Below are 16,303 nucleotides of genomic sequence, written 5' to 3'. Positions count from 1 at the left end.
CATGAGTATGAGGAATAATCCAAGTGGCACGCATAAGTAAAGGCTTAAGTTGTAGAAGGCGCTGAAAACGAACGCCAGGCCGCTTATTGCTATAAGTACGCCGACAATTATTGCTATACACTTTTTCATTGTTCCAATAGTCTTTCGTCAATTATTGATACTGAACGAATTTCAAAAACAACTGCAATAATTGTTCCTGCAATTCCCAAAATGTTTGCTCCGTTAAAGCAATAAGCCATATTCCTTATTGCCGCCCAAAAGCTAATAGCAAAGCACACAAGGCTTATGAATGCTGTTATGTACGGATATTTTTGTACGAAGCTCATTTTGCCTCCTTTGTAAGCTGTAATTGCAGTTCTTGTAACTGCTGTATTAAAAATTGTTTTGAAAGGTTAAATTATGGATTATTCAAATCAGCAAGAAATTAAAGAAGGCATAGGCAATATAGAGTTTGGTACTAGCATTGCTGCAGACCTTCAAGATTCTGCTTCTAGCCGCGAAATTAGGGAACTTGCTAAGGCTGTGCATTTTATTGGGTTTGGCGCTCAACAAGTTGCAAAACATTTGCAAAACTAGCATTTATGTTTGCTAATTATTACTGCTAGTAGAGCTACTACTAACGCGCTTATAGCAATTATTGGGGTCATTGCTTGTGCTTGTTTTTTACATGCAGTGACCTTATCTTTTGCCCACTCATCAATAACGTGGTACATATGAATTCCTTGCTGAGCGTGTTTTAGCTCATATGTTCCTTGTGATTCTGGCACTTCTGGCTCTTCTGGCTCCCAGTTCTTGCTCATTCTTCTTCCTCTGCTTGCTCTTTATATTTTTCGATGTAATCTTTGAATGCCTTGTAGGTTGCAAATAGCTGATATTCGTATTCGCGCTTCGCTTTTATGAGCTCTGCTTTCTTGTTGTCCAAACGATTGCATATAACTAGCAATTCAAGATTGGGGTTATTCTTACGCGCTAAGTCCTCAAGGATTCGCATGTCCTCCAAAGAAAAAGCTGAGCCCAGAGTTTGGTCAATCTTATCGTCAATATTCGTATCGTTTGGCGCTTCAACAAGTGAAAGTGCTGTAATCATATCCAAAAAAGATAGCAACGAAAGCCATGTTGCCTGCACCTGATCTCCATGCGTGCAATGTTGGTTCATGTACTGTTGAAGATTCATGTTTAAATCTTGAAGCGTAGAACGAAGCTCTTCTGGAGCTTGTAAAACGCGTTGAAGTGCTAGAATGTAAAATACGCGACCGCGCTCAATGGCTACGTTTTTCGCCTCTTCTTTCTTGCTGTCCACCTTCTTTCGCATCACTCTTCCTCGCTTTCTTTTTCGCCAGCGTGGATGAGCTTGCCATTAACGCGGCAGCGAAGTTCGAAGGCTTTTTCTCTTGTTTTGCGACATTTATCTATCTGCTCGGCGTATGCTTCGTAAAAATCAGATTCCACGCGGCTGAATGCTGCATATTTAACTGAGTCTGCGCCTCTAGGAGCTTCGTCATACGCTTTTTGCGCTTTCATGTAGCCAGGGAAATTCTTCTTTGCTTCCTTTATGAATGCCTCAAGCTGGTTTTCCTTAACAGAAGCCTTATACGCTTTCTTAAGCATCTTCTTGAGCTTCTTGTACTCTTTATTGCCTTTGCACTCTTTGCCTTTTTGTTCTTCCATTACTGTTCCTTTGCTTCATTAATTAGTTTTTTCCTTAAAATTTCTAGTTCAGAAAGAGCGCGTTTTTGTGCTCTTTTGGCAGAACGAACATTTTTTGACAATTCTTTATGTTCTTCTTCAAATTTGGTTTCTGCTTGATTGCGTCTTTTTAGCGCGTCTTGTTCTTCCTGATAAACTATGTCGTAGTCTTTTTTTGCAGTTTCAAGAAACTCGCACTCACTTTTTGCTTTAGCGTATTCGTAAAGCGCGCTTTCGGCTTCTAGCGACGCTTTGAGATAGTTTTGAAGTGCTACTACAAAAACGGGGAAAGACGCACATTTGGAAAATGTTTGTTCAATCTCAAGTTCTTCCATTTCTGTTCCTTTCTTCCTTTACACTTTTGTGTATGAGTTTTGATAATTTAGGCGATGCTGCAACATGGTTTTCTGCTGGCGTTGCGGTTGTTTCCGCTATTTTTACAGTTTGGTGGCCATGGCATAATCGCCCTCAAGCGTGCTTGGTTTCTATGCCTTTCGATTCTTTTGATGCGTTCGCGGCTGTAGTCCCTGAATTCCGTGGATTGGAAATGATGTATACGAGAGGTGAGCCTGATTATGCTGTAAAGTTGACGAATTCTGGGGACTGTGTTGCATTTGACGTATCTCTTTCCGCTATCGACTGTGATGTTTTTATTGTTGAGCCTGTCGAGGGAGTAGTAGACGCTCGCGGGTTCCGTAAAATCCTCTTACCTGAGGCTTTAGCGAGTATTTCGTGTGGTGAATCGGTATTGGTCGTTGCTTATAGGCATAAGAACGCCCAACGTAGCGGATTCCATGTTCGGTGGATGGTGCGGCCGGTGCGTTGCCATAAATATGTTTCGCAGCTGATTGAGCTTGAAGGCAAGTTTGATTTGCAACCATATAATCCAATACCTGAGAAGCGTTCATATCGCCCGTTTGTTTGGTTTTATAGGCTGACTCATTGGCATGAGGCATAACTTTTGCTACTTTGAAACCGTGCTGGTGTTTTGCATCAGCTTCTTCATACATACGCTTTGGCTCTGTTGCCCAAATCACTGCCCATTGAATTATTAGGAGTATGACTTGAATAGCTAGGACTACGAGCTGTACTGCTAATTTGCCGCTCATTCTTCTCACCTCCTTATTTCGTCAAACAGTCGCGTTTCTGCGTCTTTACTGGCGTGACGCGTTTCACTGACTTTGCAGAATAGTTCTGTATTGTCTTCGTCGAATTTTTCTTGTTGTTTATGAAGTTCTTGTAGCGCGTCCTGATATTTTTGTTTCGCGTCTCTGACTGCTTGCTCGGCTTTCTTTATTGCTTGGCACTTGTCTCGCGCTTCTCTGAATTTGTTGAGCGCGTTTTCTTCTTGATCGAGTGCGTTGCGATATTGTGCTACGAGTTCCATGAGTTTGGTGTCCGCGGCGCTGCCTGTTTTGAGCGCGTTTTTTAGCCTGGTAAGCATGATTGACTCTTTTCTTTGCTTGCAATTGCAGCTTGCTTTTCTGCTTGCTCAAGAATCTTTGACAAAGGCATTTTGCATACTTTCGATATTCTCGTTAATTCATCAAAGCGAAAAACACCACCGTTAATTTTCCTGTTTAACGTGTTACGCGGTATCCCAGCTTTGGTTGCTAACGTATCTTGAGTTATGTTTGCTTTTGTAAGCACATTTTTCAGTGCAAGTCCTAGTTGCGATGAAGTGGGCACTATTAGTTCCATATGGAACATATTACGCTCTATCTTATTTTCGTCAATGTCGGCGTGTCCTATTTGGGACATACTTCGTAATATATGGTGGTAATATGCCCTATATGGCAGCAGGAAGTAGAAAAACGACTGTAGAGTCAAAAGCTTTATCTATAGCTATTAAAAGAGCAATGGCGATTCGAGGATTGAAGACGCCAGGCTTAGCGAAAGCATCTTCAATTCCGTATGGCACATTACGAAAGATTCTTGAATTAAACACGGTTGCCGACTATGAGCAATTGAGGAAAATTGCAATAGCTCTTGGTGTGCCTCTATCTGCGATTATTGCTGATTCTGAAAAATTGGTGAAAGACCCTGGAATTGTAGAAGATTATCTTGATTCTATAAAGCCAGAGCCATCTGCAAAGCCCGAGTCGAGTGCGTCTTCTGATTCTGATGTGTCTTCTGATGCTTCAAACAACTTGGATGATGATTATGTGAGTCATGTTGCCGACATGATTGCTGCTGATCCTTCTCAGTTTGCTCTTATGGCTCATACCGACCCTAACAAATTCCTCGAATCCACCACACCTCGTAACTAATTGCATGGCGGTTATATTATGAGCAGAAAATCTTTTACGCCGCGTTTTACACTAACGCAGACTGAAGCTAATTCACTTATCGAAGAAACTAAGCGTGCTGTTGAGAGTGTTGTTACTATGCCTGCTCAAGGCGTGCATAATGCTGAGTTTCATGTTGAATCACAAGAACACTCGTTTACTATCGCTTTGTATAGGGGAAACATACGTGCAAATAAGCATACTTTATCTGCACGTATTAGTGTTTCTGGCATACCTCTGATTCGTTTGTGCGTGAATGGTTCTACGCATACTAATCCAGATGGAACAAGAATTGGCGGCACTCACTGGCATATTTATCGTGAAGGATTTGATGATTTTGTTGCAGTTGCAGCAAATATAGATTCGCCTGACTTCGTTCATGATACAATACTATTACTTGATAAGTTTCATGTAATTCAAAAGCCAAAGTTCCAAGGTGCATTATTATGAGTGCAAGTAGTGTAGCGTTTGATGTTCCCGCGCTTCTTGATGACTATACGTCATGGTTGCGTAGGTCTTCTACTGTTGAGAGAATTGGCGAATGGAATGAGGTTACGTTACCTTTTCTTGATTGTTCTGGCGACGACCTTGTTTTTTATGTGCGCATTGATCGTAGTAACAGCGTTGCTTTTACTGACGATGGTTATACTTTTGCTACTTTGAATCATAAGGGTGTGAGTATTACTGAAAAGCGTTTGGAACGTATGCAGTGCTTGGCACGCAGGTATGGTGTGAGTATCACTAATAATGGTGAGGTTACTCTTGATGCTGAAGATAACTACGCTAATGCTTTGAACCGTTATGCTCAGGCTCTTTTGTCGTTGAATTCTATGACTGAAGTTTCACGTAGGCATGTGGCTGAGTATTTTGCTGACGATGTTGCTGAAGTGTTGAAGTCTTGCAAAGTTTACTACACGCCAAATGTGATTATTCGCGGTGTTTCTGGATATGAGCATAGTTTTGATTTCTTGTTCCAGCGTAGCGCAAAATATCCTACTAGATTCTGTCATGCTCCTAATAAGTTTGATAAAACTGCTGTTCGCGATATTATGTGGAGCTGGCAGGATACTTGTAAAGCAAAAGAGCGTGAAGGTTCTAAGCTATTTGTGATTGGCGACGATAGAGAGCGTCCTTTGCAGCCTGCTGCTTTGGAAGCTTTTGAAAACTATGGTGTGGAAGTTATTCCTTTTTCCAATCTCGAGGAACGTTCTGAGTTGTTGCGTGCAGCTTAATACTGCTTTTATGCTCATTATGAAATTGATGTAGATAATAAGAAAAGCAAAAAGCTCTAAGCATTACGCCTAGAGCTTTCGCCGACCGAGTACTCCCAATCCATTTCTATAGAGTATAACGCATTGTATTGATTTCGTTGGGGTTTGCATTATGCTTCGCTTTGATTCGCTTTATGATGAAGCCGCGCGGCTTGGTGTGCGAGTGGAAGAGCGCAGACTCTCTGGTAGTGTGTGTGGCTATTACTACGATGCTTGTAGGCTGATTCTTCTTGATGAGCGTTTGGCTGATCATCAACGTTTGTGTACGTTGTGCCATGAGTTAGTTCATGCTGAGTATCGTGATGTTGCTTGTGGATTTGATTCGCGTTTTGAGACTCGTACAAGGCGCATAACGGCTTCTAGGCTTATTAGCTATGTTGATTACAAGCTTGCTGAATCAATGTATGGCACTGATGTTTGGCTTCTTTCTGAAGCTCTTGGCGTTACTTGTGATGTCATCCAGGACTATCGCTCTTTCCTCTCCACTCCCGTTCTTGTGTAATGCCAAAAATTGCGATTTTTGCATTTTCAGCGCCTTTTTTGCGTATTTTTAGCCTAAAGTAGCCGTGAAAGTAGCTGAATTTGATTTTCTGGGGGCATTTGGCTAATTATTGTGGCTTGCCTCGTTTTGTCTATTGCTTTGAGCGTTGCTACTTGCTGATCTAGTGTGAGTGCTGCTAGTACTGCTATGAGTGGGTCTTTTTCTTGATTTTGTGTAGGCCCTACATTACTTTGTGTAGGCCCTACAACTTTTTGCATTTCTACGCTTTGTGGTTTTATGCCGAGTTGTTCTTCTTTTGCTTGTTCATTAAGTCTAGCTGATGTACGCTTGCGTTGTGCTTGGCTGATTTGCTGGTATACGGATACGGTTTTAATGTCGCTATGACCTGCGACTTCCATGAGTTCTGCAAGGCTTGCGCCTGCTTCTCCGTAGTGTGTGAGTGCTGTGTGCCGAAGGTCGTGGAAGTGCATGTCTTTTAATGATGGCATGTGTGCTATTGCGCGGTTGAAGCTTTCTCTAAGGCTTGCTGGCGCAACGAACGCTCTAGGCGTGCGAGTGTGTAGAATCAGCTCATCTGGTTTGCCGCTTGGCATTTGCTGACGCATGTGTATTTCAAAATATTCGCGCGTCCATTCTGGTATTGGCACTTTTCTTATACTGCTTGCTGTTTTTGGTTTGCCTACTTCAAGACGTCGTCTTTGCCCTAAATGGTTTATGCTTTTTAGGCTTTTGTTGACGCTGATTGTCATTGCGTCAAGGTCTACATCGCTTCTGGTGAGTGCGCAACATTCTCCTTCGCGCAATCCGCACGCTCCAGCTAACATGACTCCGATGCGCAAATGTGGTGCCATCATGCTGTATATATCAACGAGTTGCGCAATGCTGATGGCAATGCTTTCGTGCCTTGTGCGTGGTTTTTTGAGTTTGAGCGTGCAAGGGTTGCGTTGTAGTAGTGTTTCTCCAGCAGCGTTTACTTCTTTTGCGCAAGCGTAGTTGAATATGCTTCTAAGCAGTGTGTAGCAATGTGATCGTGCTACTGTGTTCCTTCCTGTAAGTTCGTCGCAATCGAACGCATCGTACCAGTTTTGTATATCTTTGCTTGTGATTGTTTTGATGCGTCTTTCTCCAAATGCTGGTAGGAGATAGTTGCGCAATCGTCCTTCTTTGTGTGATTGCGTAGTTTCTTCCAGCCTGCTTCCGTCTGGTTTGCGCTGATTTTGCATATAGTCGTCTGCTAACTGCGCGAATGTAATTGAGCTTTTATCTATCTCATGACGATTTAGTTTAGCTGGGGGAGTCCATGTGCCTAATGCTATTTCTTTTTCTGCTTGAGCAAGCCATGCTTCTAGCTCTACGCGGTAGGCTGCTGGCAATGTTCGCGTAAATTCTTTTGGTAGCGATGGGTTTTCTGCCAAGGCTGCTGGCGGCGTTGAGTAGCGTGCAACGTATGCAGCGCCGTATGATCGTGTTACTTTTTTGAGCCTTCCAAAACTACGCCGTGCCATAATGCATACCCCTTCGCATTAACCAATTTTTAGCACTTAGGGCAATGATGGGCATTGATTTTCTGAAGGTCATTTTTCAATGCCCTCTATAATGCCCTTCATAATGTATTATATCGTATCAAAATGCATTATTTTGCACAATTCAATATTAAAAGCTTTTGAGCCTTAAGCATTGGAAACATTGGGTTTTGCTACAAAAAACGCCACTGTGTGAGCAGTGGCGTTTTTGCGTTTGTGGAGTCGCGGGGAATTGAACCCCGGTCCGGAAACCGTACCCTCGGTCTTCTACGTGCGTAGCCTGCTGGCCATTCGGCAGTTTTTCTGCCCCCATGTTATCGCAGACAATTCATGGCGAGCATATCTACAGTAAAAGTCCCTGAACTACCCTGCAGCTCGGCAATTCAAGCAAGTCTTCTAATGACGTTTAGCACCACTCCGAAGACGTGAGTGGGTAAACGGAGCAGCTGCTCACTGGTTAATCCTGGCGCGAAGCTCAGGCAGCAAGAGCGAACTCAGTGCGATTAGATTTAGCACTTATTCTTTTGCGAAAGGACGTTTACGAGTGGACTTTCGCATTCTCGGCACGCTTCCCCGCGGCGAACAGATCACCGTCGAAACCGATCGACCCCTTTTGATTTATCAAACTATCAATTAGATACTGGCATAAAGCCAGAATAATCATTATAAATAAACGTTTTAACAGAGTCAACCTGTTTTAGAATATTGATTTATTTCAGAATCACTTAAAGCTCAACTAAAGCTCACCTAAAGATTTATTCCAGAATCACTTACCTTTAGTCTCACCTGTTTTAACACCATCACTATTGCCTTTGGCAAGCTTCTTCGATTTTTCAACAAATCTTCTATTAACAACAAACGTACAAATTGACGCAACAAACACGCAAATAAATATTGTAACGTTTCTAGCTCTAGCATTTCCAAGACTTTTTACAGCATTAACATGAAGAGCAACAGCAGATTCCGCATCAACAGTGGTCTTTACTTTTCCGCCACTAACGCTCACAGTTTTAGTACAATCTTTAGACTCATAAACATTGCAATATTCACCATCTGGCAAGTCAGTCTTATAACTCACTTTTTGCGGCTCTTCCGTATTATTAATCGCAAGAAAACCCTTGTTTCCTCGGCTAAATGCAACGTTATTATCGTCATCATCTTGCCAATTAGTAACCTTAGTGCCCCTAACGGCGTTGTAGAACCCAATCATTCCGCGAATCGAAGTTAGCCTTTGCGTGCATTGCCACTTAGAATCCTTTGCACAACTCACATCAGGAATTGAAGTTTGCGTAGCTCCAGGTGCTCCCTCATCTCGTTTTGTAAACTCATAACCAGAAAACACATTTGGAGTTCCATATGGATACGCCAACATAAACGCGTTTGCAAGCTCGTATTTTTTACCATCTTTATACGTCAAAACTCTGCTTGCATTATCTCGCTCAGTATCCCAATTTGTAACGAAAATCGCAGCTTTTTTGCTTGGAATTAACTTATCTGTGATATGTTTAAGATTCTCAATAGACCCATAAAAATAGTTTCTAAGCCTATAAGAGTACTCAAATTCATTCACTTCACCAGTTTGCAAATATTGGTCTGGCTGAATTCTAGGGTCTTGCTCAGAAAACCCTATTGTTTCTTGCATCCACCAAATCTTATCTGGCGTTGTTCCAGCAGCCTCTGCAGCTGCATCTTTTATGCCCTTTACATCTTGCGGAGACATGTGTTTTGCAGCATCAACTCTAAACCCATCAACTCCAAGCTTTAGCATATGCGCAAAGTACTCTCCCAAAGTTTTTTGCACATGAGGATTAGAAGTGTCCAAATCCAATAGTCCAACAAGTCGATGCGTCCAAACGATTTCTGCTTTTCGATACGTGTTGATATTTTCTGTTGACTTATGAAAATCGTCTTTTGTATATCCAGCATCTGGGAACGATTGATTTGCAGCATCATACTTGCTTCCACCAACACCAACAGTGTCTTTGTTTGCAAAACCAGTTGTGTGGTTTATTACCGCATCTGCAATAATTCCAATACCTGAAGCTTTGCACGTTGTAATCATCTTTTTAAACTCGTCTTCTGTGCCAAGTTTTGAATTTAGCTTATAGCTTACAGGTTGATAGCTTGTCCACCATTGGTCACCTTTAATATGATCTTGCGGAGGTGATACTTGTACGTACTTTACGCCTTCTGGGCCGTACGTTTTTTTGCATTCCTTAGCTATACTTCTCCAATTTTGTTGGAACGCTGTTACGATTACACCTTTTTGTGTAGTTTTTTGAGATGATTTTGCACCCTCATCTGCAATCGCTGGGCTGCTTGCGACTACTGCTCCCGCCAAAATCATAGCGACGCAAGATGTTATAGCCGCAACTCTTGCCAACACAAACTTTAACTTTACAAGCGCCTTTTTATTGAAGCTCGTAAATACTTCTATGCCGTGGATCATCATTGTTCCTTCCTGCAAGAATTGCGGCTTTGCTTTGTTCTTACTTTATTCTTTTTAGAGCTAGATTCTACCTCACTATATTAGAACCATCTATTCCCACTCGATTGTGGCAGGCGGCTTAGATGTAACATCAAGCACAACGCGATTAATCTGGCGACATTCGTTTGTGATTCGAGTAGAAATCTTTGCCAATACATCGTAAGGAACTCGCGACCAATCAGCAGTCATAGCATCCTCAGAACTTACTGGTCGAAGCACAATTGGAGATCCATATGTGCGCTCGTCTCCTTGAACTCCAACAGAGTGAACATCTGCCAAAAGAACAACTGGGCATTGCCAAATATCGCGATCTAATCCAGCTGCCGAAAGCTCTTCGCGCGCAATCGCATCTGCTTCTCTAAGAACAGCTAAACGCTCGCGAGTAATCTCGCCAACAATGCGAATTCCCAATCCTGGGCCTGGGAACGGCTGGCGCCACACAATAGCGTCTGGAAGCCCAAGCTCCGTACCAATTGCGCGAACCTCATCCTTAAACAAAGTGCGTAAAGGCTCAATAAGCTTAAACTTTAAGTCCTTTGGCAAGCCGCCAACATTGTGATGCGACTTAATGTTTGCAGCACCATCTCCGCCACCAGATTCCACAACATCTGGGTAAAGTGTGCCTTGTACAAGGAACTTAACTTCTGCTCCAGATTTTCCAGCTTCTTCAATAACTTGGCGCTGTGCTTTTTCAAATGTGCGAATAAACTTTTCGCCAATAATCTTGCGCTTGCGCTCTGGCTCGCTCACGCCTTTAAGCGCATCTAAAAAGTCATCTTCTGCATCCACTGCAATAAGCTTGATTCCAGTGGCCTCAACAAAATCGTGCTTCACTTGCTCAACTTCGCCTTTACGGAGAAGGCCATGGTCTACAAAAACGCAAGTGAGCTGATCTCCGATTGCTTTATGTACCAGTGCTGCTGCAACTGCGGAATCGACTCCTCCAGAAAGTCCGCAAATAACTTGTGCATCTCCAACTTCAGCGCGAATCTTTGCAACCTGATCTTCTATAATATTCGAAGGATTCCAATCATTTTCCAATCCTGCACACTCGTGCAAAAATGTGGAAATCAGCTTTTGACCTAAAGGCGTATGCTTGACTTCTGGATGCCATTGCACTCCGTAAAGCTTGCGACTTTTATCTTGCATAGCTGCAACTGGAGCACCTTGAGTGTGAGCAAGCACCTCAAATCCTTCTGGCGCGCTCTTAACTGCCACTCCGTGACTCATCCAAGTATTTTGATCTAATGGAGAATTAGCAAGCAATCCTTCTGCTTCATCAATAGTTGCATGCGTTTTTCCATACTCACCCAGTGCAGCTTTGTCTACAACTCCGCCAAGCTCATGAGCCATAACTTGGAATCCGTAGCAAATTCCGAGCACTGGAACTCCTGCTTCAAAAATCTTTGTATCAATTTTTGGCGCTCCTGGCTCATAAACGGAAGCAGGACCGCCAGAGAGAATTATGGCTTTTGGATCTTTTGCCAGCATTTCTTCTACTGGCATAGAGTGTGGAACAAGCTCCGAATAAACGTTTGCTTCCCTCACTCTTCTAGCGATTAGCTGGGCATATTGGGCACCGAAGTCAACTACAAGTACCGGACCTTTTGCCATGATTCTCCTTATTTACACGCTTCTTATATATTCCTTATTTATCACTTTATTTTTTGCAAATGTTTTAAAGGTGATATTTAAGGCTGATTCAATTTATACTAATGGCGCTTTGCGACGTTGCAGCGCTTCGAAACGCCGTGACTTATCTAGTTTTAAAACCAATCAAGCTTTATATAGCAATAAAGTGAACATAAAACATAACATAAATGATAATTTTAAGAAAATTTTTGCGAACACTTTAACACATTTTTTCAACAAAATCGCACGTAGTGAGTAATCAAACGCACAAAAGTCAAAAGCTGTTACTATACTGAGAATGATGGAAAAAGAGGCTAATACATTCGTTTTTCAGCCTCTATAACCAAATGGTAATGATTAAAATTGCACTGAAAAGTGCTTGAGTACAGGAGTACACATGACGAGTCCTGTTATTGGCACCCCTTGGAAGAAGCTAAATGCTCCAGTTTCTGAGGCGGCCATCGAAGGCGTAGACAAGTATTGGCGCGTAGCAAACTATCTCGCAATCGGTCAGATTTATCTTCGCAGCAACCCTCTAATGAAGGAGCCATTTACTCGCGAAGATGTTAAGCATCGTCTGGTAGGTCACTGGGGCACTACTCCAGGCCTTAACTTCCTTATTGGACACATCAACCGCTTTATCGCTGATCACCAGCAGAATACTGTAATCATCATGGGTCCAGGCCACGGCGGCCCAGCTGGTACTGCTCAGTCCTACCTCGACGGCACATACACTGAATATTATCCAAAGATCACTAAGGACGAAGCTGGCTTACAGAAGTTCTTCCGTCAGTTCTCTTACCCAGGCGGTATTCCTTCTCACTTCGCTCCTGAAACACCAGGTTCCATCCACGAAGGTGGTGAGCTTGGTTATGCACTTTCTCACGCTTACGGCGCTGTTATGAACAACCCAAGCTTGTTCGTTCCAGCAATCGTCGGCGATGGCGAAGCTGAAACTGGTCCTTTGGCCACTGGTTGGCAGTCCAACAAGCTTGTGAACCCACGTACCGACGGTATCGTGCTTCCAATCTTGCACTTGAACGGTTATAAGATTGCTAACCCAACTATTCTTTCCCGTATTTCTGACGAAGAGCTTCATGAGTTCTTCCACGGCATGGGTTACGAACCATACGAGTTCGTTGCTGGCTTCGACGATGAGGATCATCTTTCCATCCACCGTCGCTTCGCTGACATGTTCGAAACCATCTTCGATGAGATTTGCGATATTAAGGCTGAAGCTCAGACTAACGATGTAACTCGTCCTTACTACCCAATGATCATCTTCCGCACTCCAAAGGGTTGGACCTGCCCGAAGTTCATCGACGGCAAGAAGACCGAAGGCTCTTGGCGTGCACACCAGGTGCCACTGGCATCTGCTCGCGATACCGAAGCTCACTTCGAGGTTTTGAAGAACTGGATGAAGTCCTACAAGCCTGAAGAGCTCTTCGACGAAAAGGGTGCTGTTAAGGAAGACGTTCTTTCCTTCATGCCAAAGGGCGAACTCCGTATTGGTGAAAATCCAAACGCCAACGGTGGTCGTATTCGTGAAGATTTGAAGCTTCCAAAGCTTGAGGATTACGAAGTCAAGGAAGTTAAGGAATTCGGTCACGGCTGGGGTCAGCTCGAAGCTACCCGTCGTCTTGGCGTTTACACTCGCGACATCATCAAGAACAACCCAGATTCCTTCCGTATCTTTGGCCCAGATGAGACCGCTTCCAACCGTTTGCAGGCTGCTTACGAGGTAACCAACAAGCAGTGGGATGCTGGCTACCTTTCTGGCTTAGTCGATGAGCACATGGCTGTTACCGGCCAGGTCACCGAACAGCTTTCCGAGCATCAGATGGAAGGCTTCCTCGAGGGCTACTTGCTCACTGGTCGTCACGGCATCTGGAGCTCTTATGAGTCCTTCGTACACGTCATCGATTCCATGTTGAACCAGCACGCAAAGTGGCTTGAAGCTACCGTTCGTGAGATTCCATGGCGTAAGCCAATCTCCTCTGTGAACTTGTTGGTATCCTCTCACGTGTGGCGTCAGGATCACAACGGCTTCTCGCATCAGGATCCAGGCGTAACTTCCGTGCTCTTGAACAAGACCTTCAACAACGATCACGTGATTGGAATCTACTTCCCAGTAGATTCCAACATGTTGCTTGCTGTTGCTGAAAAGGCTTACAAGTCCACCAACATGATTAACGCCATCTTCGCTGGTAAGCAGCCAGCTGCTACTTGGTTGACTCTCGACGAAGCTCGCGAAGAGCTCGAGAAGGGTGCTGCTGAGTGGAAGTGGGCTTCCAACGCTAAGAACAATGACGAAGTTCAGGTTGTTCTCGCTGGTGTTGGTGATGTTCCACAGCAGGAATTGATGGCAGCTGCCGACAAGTTGAACAAGCTTGGCGTTAAGTTCAAGGTTGTTAACGTTGTTGACTTGCTCAAGTTGCAGTCCGCTAAGGAAAACAACGAAGCTTTGACTGACGAAGAGTTCACTGATCTCTTCACTGCTGACAAGCCAGTCCTCTTCGCTTATCACTCCTACGCACATGACGTTCGCGGCTTGATTTACGATCGTCCAAACCACGACAACTTCAACGTTCATGGCTACAAGGAGCAGGGCTCCACCACCACGCCATACGATATGGTTCGCGTGAACGACATGGATCGTTACGAGCTTACTGCTGAAGCATTGCGCATGGTTGACGCTGATAAGTATGCCGACGAAATCAAGAAGCTCGAGGACTTCCGCCTCGAAGCCTTCCAGTATGCAGTCGACAAGGGTCTTGATCACCCAGACTACACCGATTGGGTATGGCCAGGCGTTAAGACCGACAAGCCAGGCGCTGTCACCGCTACCGCTGCAACCGCTGGCGATAACGAGTAGTTTTAAGCTATCAATGCTAAAATTGCTTAGTTGATTTTTAGGGAGTCAATCGAAAGGTTGGCTCCCTAAAAAATTAATAAAAAATATGCAAAAAATTAAAAAATCAGCTTGTTGTTCCGCAAATAGCTCTAGAATAACTAGAGGATTCTTCGTTTGATATGTAAATTTTTCAACGTTGAAATACGAAGAATAGTAAAACGAAAATGCAATGCAAAATAGAATAAACACAGACGCATCAAAGGAGAAAAGTCGTGTCGTTAGTTAACGTAACTATTATCAGCGCAGATTGCGCACAAAGTCGCAATGTCGTAGCACTAGGAGTTACAAAAGCTCTTTCAAGTCATTATCCAACAACTGTTTTTAGACCATCCGCAAAGCATGATGACGCGTTTACAAGCGAATTAATAGCATCAAGTAATACAAAACCGACTCTAGAACAAGTGATCGCAGCATGCCCATGCGCAGTTCGTAAAAACAAAGACACACTAAGAGGAGACATTGTAGCTCACTTCAACGAGCTGATTAGCGTGACGAACGCTCAAGGATGCGTTATTGTAGCAAGCGATTCTACTTCTGTATTTGATCCAGATTTATTCCGATTTGATGCAAGTGTGGCAGCCGACTTAGCTTCTCCAGTGTTCCTAAGCATTTGCGCAGAAGGCAGAGATAGCAAGCAAATCTTGCAAACAATCGAAGCACAATGTGCAAGCGTTAGCAAAGAATACACAAAAGTATTCGGCGTATTTGTAACTGATTGCAAAGAAGACTTAGCAAAAGAAGTAAAAGAAAACTACGCTCAAAACAATAATGGCACTCCACTTTGGACTTTGCCTTCTATAAGCGAATCAGAATCAGATAAATTCAACGACTATGTAGCAGATGAAGAGATTATTAGCGCTTTGAAACAGCCATTTAATGCACCTACTACCCCGTACGCCTTCCAATACAGCTTGCTTGGAAAAGCTAAAGCAAATAAGAAAACAATTGTGCTTCCAGAAGGCGAAGAAGACCGCATTCTAAAAGCAGCTGACTATTTGCTAGAACGAGACATTGTAAACCTTATTATTGTTGGAGAACGCGAATCTATTCTTGCAAGAGGACAAGAGCTTGGATTAAAGTCTCTTAGCAAAGCAAGCTTCCAGTCTATGAGCGACGAAGAGGTTCTTAGCAAAATGATTAGCAAGCTTTGCGAATTGCGCGCAAAGAAAGGCATGACCGAAGAGCAAGCTAGAGAACAGCTTAAAGACGCAAGCTACTTTGGCACAATGCTAGTAGTACTTGGATTAGCAGACGGACTTGTTTCTGGCTCTGTTAACTCAACAGCAAACACTGTGCGCCCTGCTCTTCAAGTTATTAAAACTAAGCCTGGATCTAAGCTTGTTTCTGGCGCATTCATTATGTGCTTTAAGGATCATGTAGCAGTATTTGCTGATTGTGCTATTAATCTGAACCCAGACGCTGAACAATTGGCTGACATTGCTCTTCAATCTGCACAAACCGCTAAAGCTTTCGGATTAGATCCTAAAGTTGGAATGCTATCTTATTCCACTCTTGGATCTGGAAAAGGCCCAGACGTTGATTTAGTTGAGGAAGCTACAAGGCTTGTAAAAGAAAAAGACCCAGATTTGAAAGTTGTTGGATCTATTCAATTTGACGCTGCATGGTCTGAAACTGTTGCTGCGTCCAAAGCTAAAGGAAATGATGTAGCAGGTCACGTAAATGTGTTTGTGTTCCCAGATTTATGCGCTGGAAACATTGGATATAAGGCTGTTCAGCGTTCTAGCGGCGCTTTAGCTGTTGGACCAATCCTACAAGGATTAAACAAGCCTGTTAACGACTTGTCTAGAGGAGCGTTGGTTCAAGATATTATTAACACTGTTGCTCTTACAGCATTGGAAGCACAATTCTAACAATAAATAACAAATTTAATAAATAGGTAAGTTCCTGCAGAGATTCTGACTAATAAAACCTACTCATTGTAGGAACTTACCTGTACACTTAAACGTGGCAATTTACTAGCCTTATCAACACTTTATGG

The 16,303-nt window shown here is 43.3% G+C and carries 18 protein-coding genes and 1 other RNA gene; 8 read left to right on the top strand and 11 right to left on the bottom strand.

The window, feature by feature from the left end; genetic code table 11:
• Positions 1 to 125: 125 nt before the first annotated feature.
• Positions 126 to 326, bottom strand: a complete 201-nt coding sequence (locus HXT25_RS05315) for a hypothetical protein (protein WP_422118757.1) — start codon at positions 324 to 326, stop codon at positions 126 to 128.
• A gap of 73 nt (positions 327 to 399) precedes the next feature.
• Between HXT25_RS05315 and HXT25_RS05310 the strand changes: the two genes are divergently transcribed.
• Entirely contained in the window at positions 400 to 576 is a 177-nt protein-coding gene (locus HXT25_RS05310; protein WP_250309618.1) for a hypothetical protein, read from the top strand.
• On the opposite strand, the gene HXT25_RS05305 is transcribed toward HXT25_RS05310, so the two are convergent.
• Genes HXT25_RS05305 through HXT25_RS05290 form a run of 4 tightly spaced genes read right to left on the bottom strand, consistent with a single transcriptional unit; the run spans position 573 to position 2,021 of the window.
• A complete protein-coding gene (locus HXT25_RS05305) occupies positions 573 to 800 on the bottom strand; it encodes a hypothetical protein (protein WP_422118756.1) in 228 nt (75 codons plus the stop codon). The genes HXT25_RS05310 and HXT25_RS05305 overlap by 4 nt on opposite strands.
• Positions 797 to 1,312: a hypothetical protein gene (locus HXT25_RS05300; RefSeq protein WP_422118755.1), complete on the bottom strand. Its 516-nt coding sequence runs from the start codon at positions 1,310 to 1,312 to the stop codon at positions 797 to 799. The genes HXT25_RS05305 and HXT25_RS05300 overlap by 4 nt, the downstream gene beginning before the upstream one ends.
• On the bottom strand, positions 1,312 to 1,668 hold the full coding sequence (locus HXT25_RS05295; protein WP_422118754.1) for a hypothetical protein: 357 nt from the start codon (positions 1,666 to 1,668) through the stop codon (positions 1,312 to 1,314). Before HXT25_RS05295 ends, HXT25_RS05300 begins: the two co-directional genes overlap by 1 nt.
• On the bottom strand, positions 1,668 to 2,021 hold the full coding sequence (locus HXT25_RS05290; protein ID WP_064340371.1) for a hypothetical protein: 354 nt from the start codon (positions 2,019 to 2,021) through the stop codon (positions 1,668 to 1,670). The genes HXT25_RS05295 and HXT25_RS05290 overlap by 1 nt, the downstream gene beginning before the upstream one ends.
• Before the next feature lie 32 nt (positions 2,022 to 2,053).
• Here HXT25_RS05290 and HXT25_RS05285 point away from each other — a divergent pair, with 32 nt between their 5' ends.
• Positions 2,054 to 2,644, top strand: a complete 591-nt coding sequence (locus HXT25_RS05285) for a hypothetical protein (protein ID WP_422114155.1) — start codon at positions 2,054 to 2,056, stop codon at positions 2,642 to 2,644.
• Between the two features lie 156 nt (positions 2,645 to 2,800).
• Here the strand turns inward: HXT25_RS05285 and HXT25_RS05280 are convergent, their stop codons facing one another.
• Positions 2,801 to 3,130 (bottom strand): hypothetical protein, encoded by a 330-nt coding sequence (locus HXT25_RS05280; RefSeq protein ID WP_422118753.1) that lies wholly within the window; start codon positions 3,128 to 3,130, stop codon positions 2,801 to 2,803.
• Positions 3,115 to 3,375: a helix-turn-helix domain-containing protein gene (locus HXT25_RS05275; protein ID WP_422118752.1), complete on the bottom strand. Its 261-nt coding sequence runs from the start codon at positions 3,373 to 3,375 to the stop codon at positions 3,115 to 3,117. The genes HXT25_RS05280 and HXT25_RS05275 overlap by 16 nt, the downstream gene beginning before the upstream one ends.
• Before the next feature lie 95 nt (positions 3,376 to 3,470).
• Between HXT25_RS05275 and HXT25_RS05270 the strand changes: the two genes are divergently transcribed.
• From HXT25_RS05270 to HXT25_RS05255, 4 genes are all read left to right on the top strand, one after another.
• Positions 3,471 to 3,956, top strand: coding sequence for an XRE family transcriptional regulator (locus HXT25_RS05270; RefSeq protein ID WP_422118751.1), 486 nt, complete (start codon positions 3,471 to 3,473; stop codon positions 3,954 to 3,956).
• 18 nt (positions 3,957 to 3,974) lie between these two features.
• Complete coding sequence (locus HXT25_RS05265; protein ID WP_250309610.1) at positions 3,975 to 4,424, top strand: DUF6978 family protein; 450 nt, start codon at positions 3,975 to 3,977, stop codon at positions 4,422 to 4,424.
• Entirely contained in the window at positions 4,421 to 5,206 is a 786-nt protein-coding gene (locus HXT25_RS05260; protein ID WP_415702344.1) for a DUF1829 domain-containing protein, read from the top strand. The genes HXT25_RS05265 and HXT25_RS05260 overlap by 4 nt, the downstream gene beginning before the upstream one ends.
• A 151-nt stretch (positions 5,207 to 5,357) precedes the next feature.
• Positions 5,358 to 5,747: an ImmA/IrrE family metallo-endopeptidase gene (locus HXT25_RS05255; protein ID WP_422118750.1), complete on the top strand. Its 390-nt coding sequence runs from the start codon at positions 5,358 to 5,360 to the stop codon at positions 5,745 to 5,747.
• 53 nt (positions 5,748 to 5,800) lie between these two features.
• On the opposite strand, the gene HXT25_RS05250 is transcribed toward HXT25_RS05255, so the two are convergent.
• The 4 genes from HXT25_RS05250 to guaA all read right to left on the bottom strand — a co-directional run bounded on the left by HXT25_RS05250 (position 5,801) and on the right by guaA (position 11,372).
• Positions 5,801 to 7,252: a tyrosine-type recombinase/integrase gene (locus HXT25_RS05250; RefSeq protein WP_422118749.1), complete on the bottom strand. Its 1,452-nt coding sequence runs from the start codon at positions 7,250 to 7,252 to the stop codon at positions 5,801 to 5,803.
• A 232-nt stretch (positions 7,253 to 7,484) separates the two neighbouring features.
• Positions 7,485 to 7,881, bottom strand: a transfer-messenger RNA (tmRNA) gene (ssrA, locus tag HXT25_RS05245).
• Between the two features lie 155 nt (positions 7,882 to 8,036).
• Entirely contained in the window at positions 8,037 to 9,719 is a 1,683-nt protein-coding gene (locus tag HXT25_RS05240) for an alpha-amylase (RefSeq protein ID WP_180979803.1), read from the bottom strand.
• Positions 9,720 to 9,809: 90 nt separating this feature from the next.
• Positions 9,810 to 11,372 carry a glutamine-hydrolyzing GMP synthase gene (gene guaA, locus HXT25_RS05235; protein WP_004112523.1) on the bottom strand — a complete coding sequence of 521 codons (1,563 nt, stop codon included), beginning with the start codon at positions 11,370 to 11,372 and terminating at the stop codon, positions 9,810 to 9,812.
• A 415-nt stretch (positions 11,373 to 11,787) separates the two neighbouring features.
• Between guaA and HXT25_RS05230 the strand changes: the two genes are divergently transcribed.
• Positions 11,788 to 14,265: a phosphoketolase gene (locus tag HXT25_RS05230; RefSeq protein WP_422118748.1), complete on the top strand. Its 2,478-nt coding sequence runs from the start codon at positions 11,788 to 11,790 to the stop codon at positions 14,263 to 14,265.
• A gap of 251 nt (positions 14,266 to 14,516) precedes the next feature.
• A complete protein-coding gene (gene pta, locus HXT25_RS05225) occupies positions 14,517 to 16,175 on the top strand; it encodes a phosphate acetyltransferase (protein WP_075038544.1) in 1,659 nt (552 codons plus the stop codon).
• Positions 16,176 to 16,303: the final 128 nt, after the last annotated feature.

The sequence above is a fragment of the Gardnerella sp. DNF00476 genome, assembly GCF_049262735.1.
Classification (GTDB): domain Bacteria; phylum Actinomycetota; class Actinomycetes; order Actinomycetales; family Bifidobacteriaceae; genus Bifidobacterium; species Bifidobacterium vaginale.
The sequence above is the reverse complement of the archived record's forward strand: the minus strand, read 5'-3'. Positions and strand labels throughout refer to the sequence as shown.

Excerpts from the sequence above, each read along its gene's own strand:
- HXT25_RS05305 (WP_422118756.1), bottom strand. The coding sequence starts at position 800 with ATGAGCAAGAACTGGGAGCCAGAAGAGCCAGAAGTGCCAGAATCACAA.
- HXT25_RS05310 (WP_250309618.1), top strand. The coding sequence starts at position 400 with ATGGATTATTCAAATCAGCAAGAAATTAAAGAAGGCATAGGCAATATA.
- HXT25_RS05300 (WP_422118755.1), bottom strand. The coding sequence starts at position 1,312 with ATGCGAAAGAAGGTGGACAGCAAGAAAGAAGAGGCGAAAAACGTAGCC.
- HXT25_RS05285 (WP_422114155.1), top strand. The coding sequence starts at position 2,054 with ATGAGTTTTGATAATTTAGGCGATGCTGCAACATGGTTTTCTGCTGGC.
- HXT25_RS05240 (WP_180979803.1), bottom strand. The coding sequence starts at position 9,719 with ATGATCCACGGCATAGAAGTATTTACGAGCTTCAATAAAAAGGCGCTT.
- HXT25_RS05265 (WP_250309610.1), top strand. The coding sequence starts at position 3,975 with ATGAGCAGAAAATCTTTTACGCCGCGTTTTACACTAACGCAGACTGAA.
- HXT25_RS05230 (WP_422118748.1), top strand. The coding sequence starts at position 11,788 with ATGACGAGTCCTGTTATTGGCACCCCTTGGAAGAAGCTAAATGCTCCA.
- HXT25_RS05290 (WP_064340371.1), bottom strand. The coding sequence starts at position 2,021 with ATGGAAGAACTTGAGATTGAACAAACATTTTCCAAATGTGCGTCTTTC.
- HXT25_RS05250 (WP_422118749.1), bottom strand. The coding sequence starts at position 7,252 with ATGGCACGGCGTAGTTTTGGAAGGCTCAAAAAAGTAACACGATCATAC.
- HXT25_RS05280 (WP_422118753.1), bottom strand. The coding sequence starts at position 3,130 with ATGCTTACCAGGCTAAAAAACGCGCTCAAAACAGGCAGCGCCGCGGAC.
- HXT25_RS05255 (WP_422118750.1), top strand. The coding sequence starts at position 5,358 with ATGCTTCGCTTTGATTCGCTTTATGATGAAGCCGCGCGGCTTGGTGTG.
- HXT25_RS05315 (WP_422118757.1), bottom strand. The coding sequence starts at position 326 with ATGAGCTTCGTACAAAAATATCCGTACATAACAGCATTCATAAGCCTT.
- HXT25_RS05270 (WP_422118751.1), top strand. The coding sequence starts at position 3,471 with ATGCCCTATATGGCAGCAGGAAGTAGAAAAACGACTGTAGAGTCAAAA.
- HXT25_RS05260 (WP_415702344.1), top strand. The coding sequence starts at position 4,421 with ATGAGTGCAAGTAGTGTAGCGTTTGATGTTCCCGCGCTTCTTGATGAC.
- guaA (WP_004112523.1), bottom strand. The coding sequence starts at position 11,372 with ATGGCAAAAGGTCCGGTACTTGTAGTTGACTTCGGTGCCCAATATGCC.
- HXT25_RS05295 (WP_422118754.1), bottom strand. The coding sequence starts at position 1,668 with ATGGAAGAACAAAAAGGCAAAGAGTGCAAAGGCAATAAAGAGTACAAG.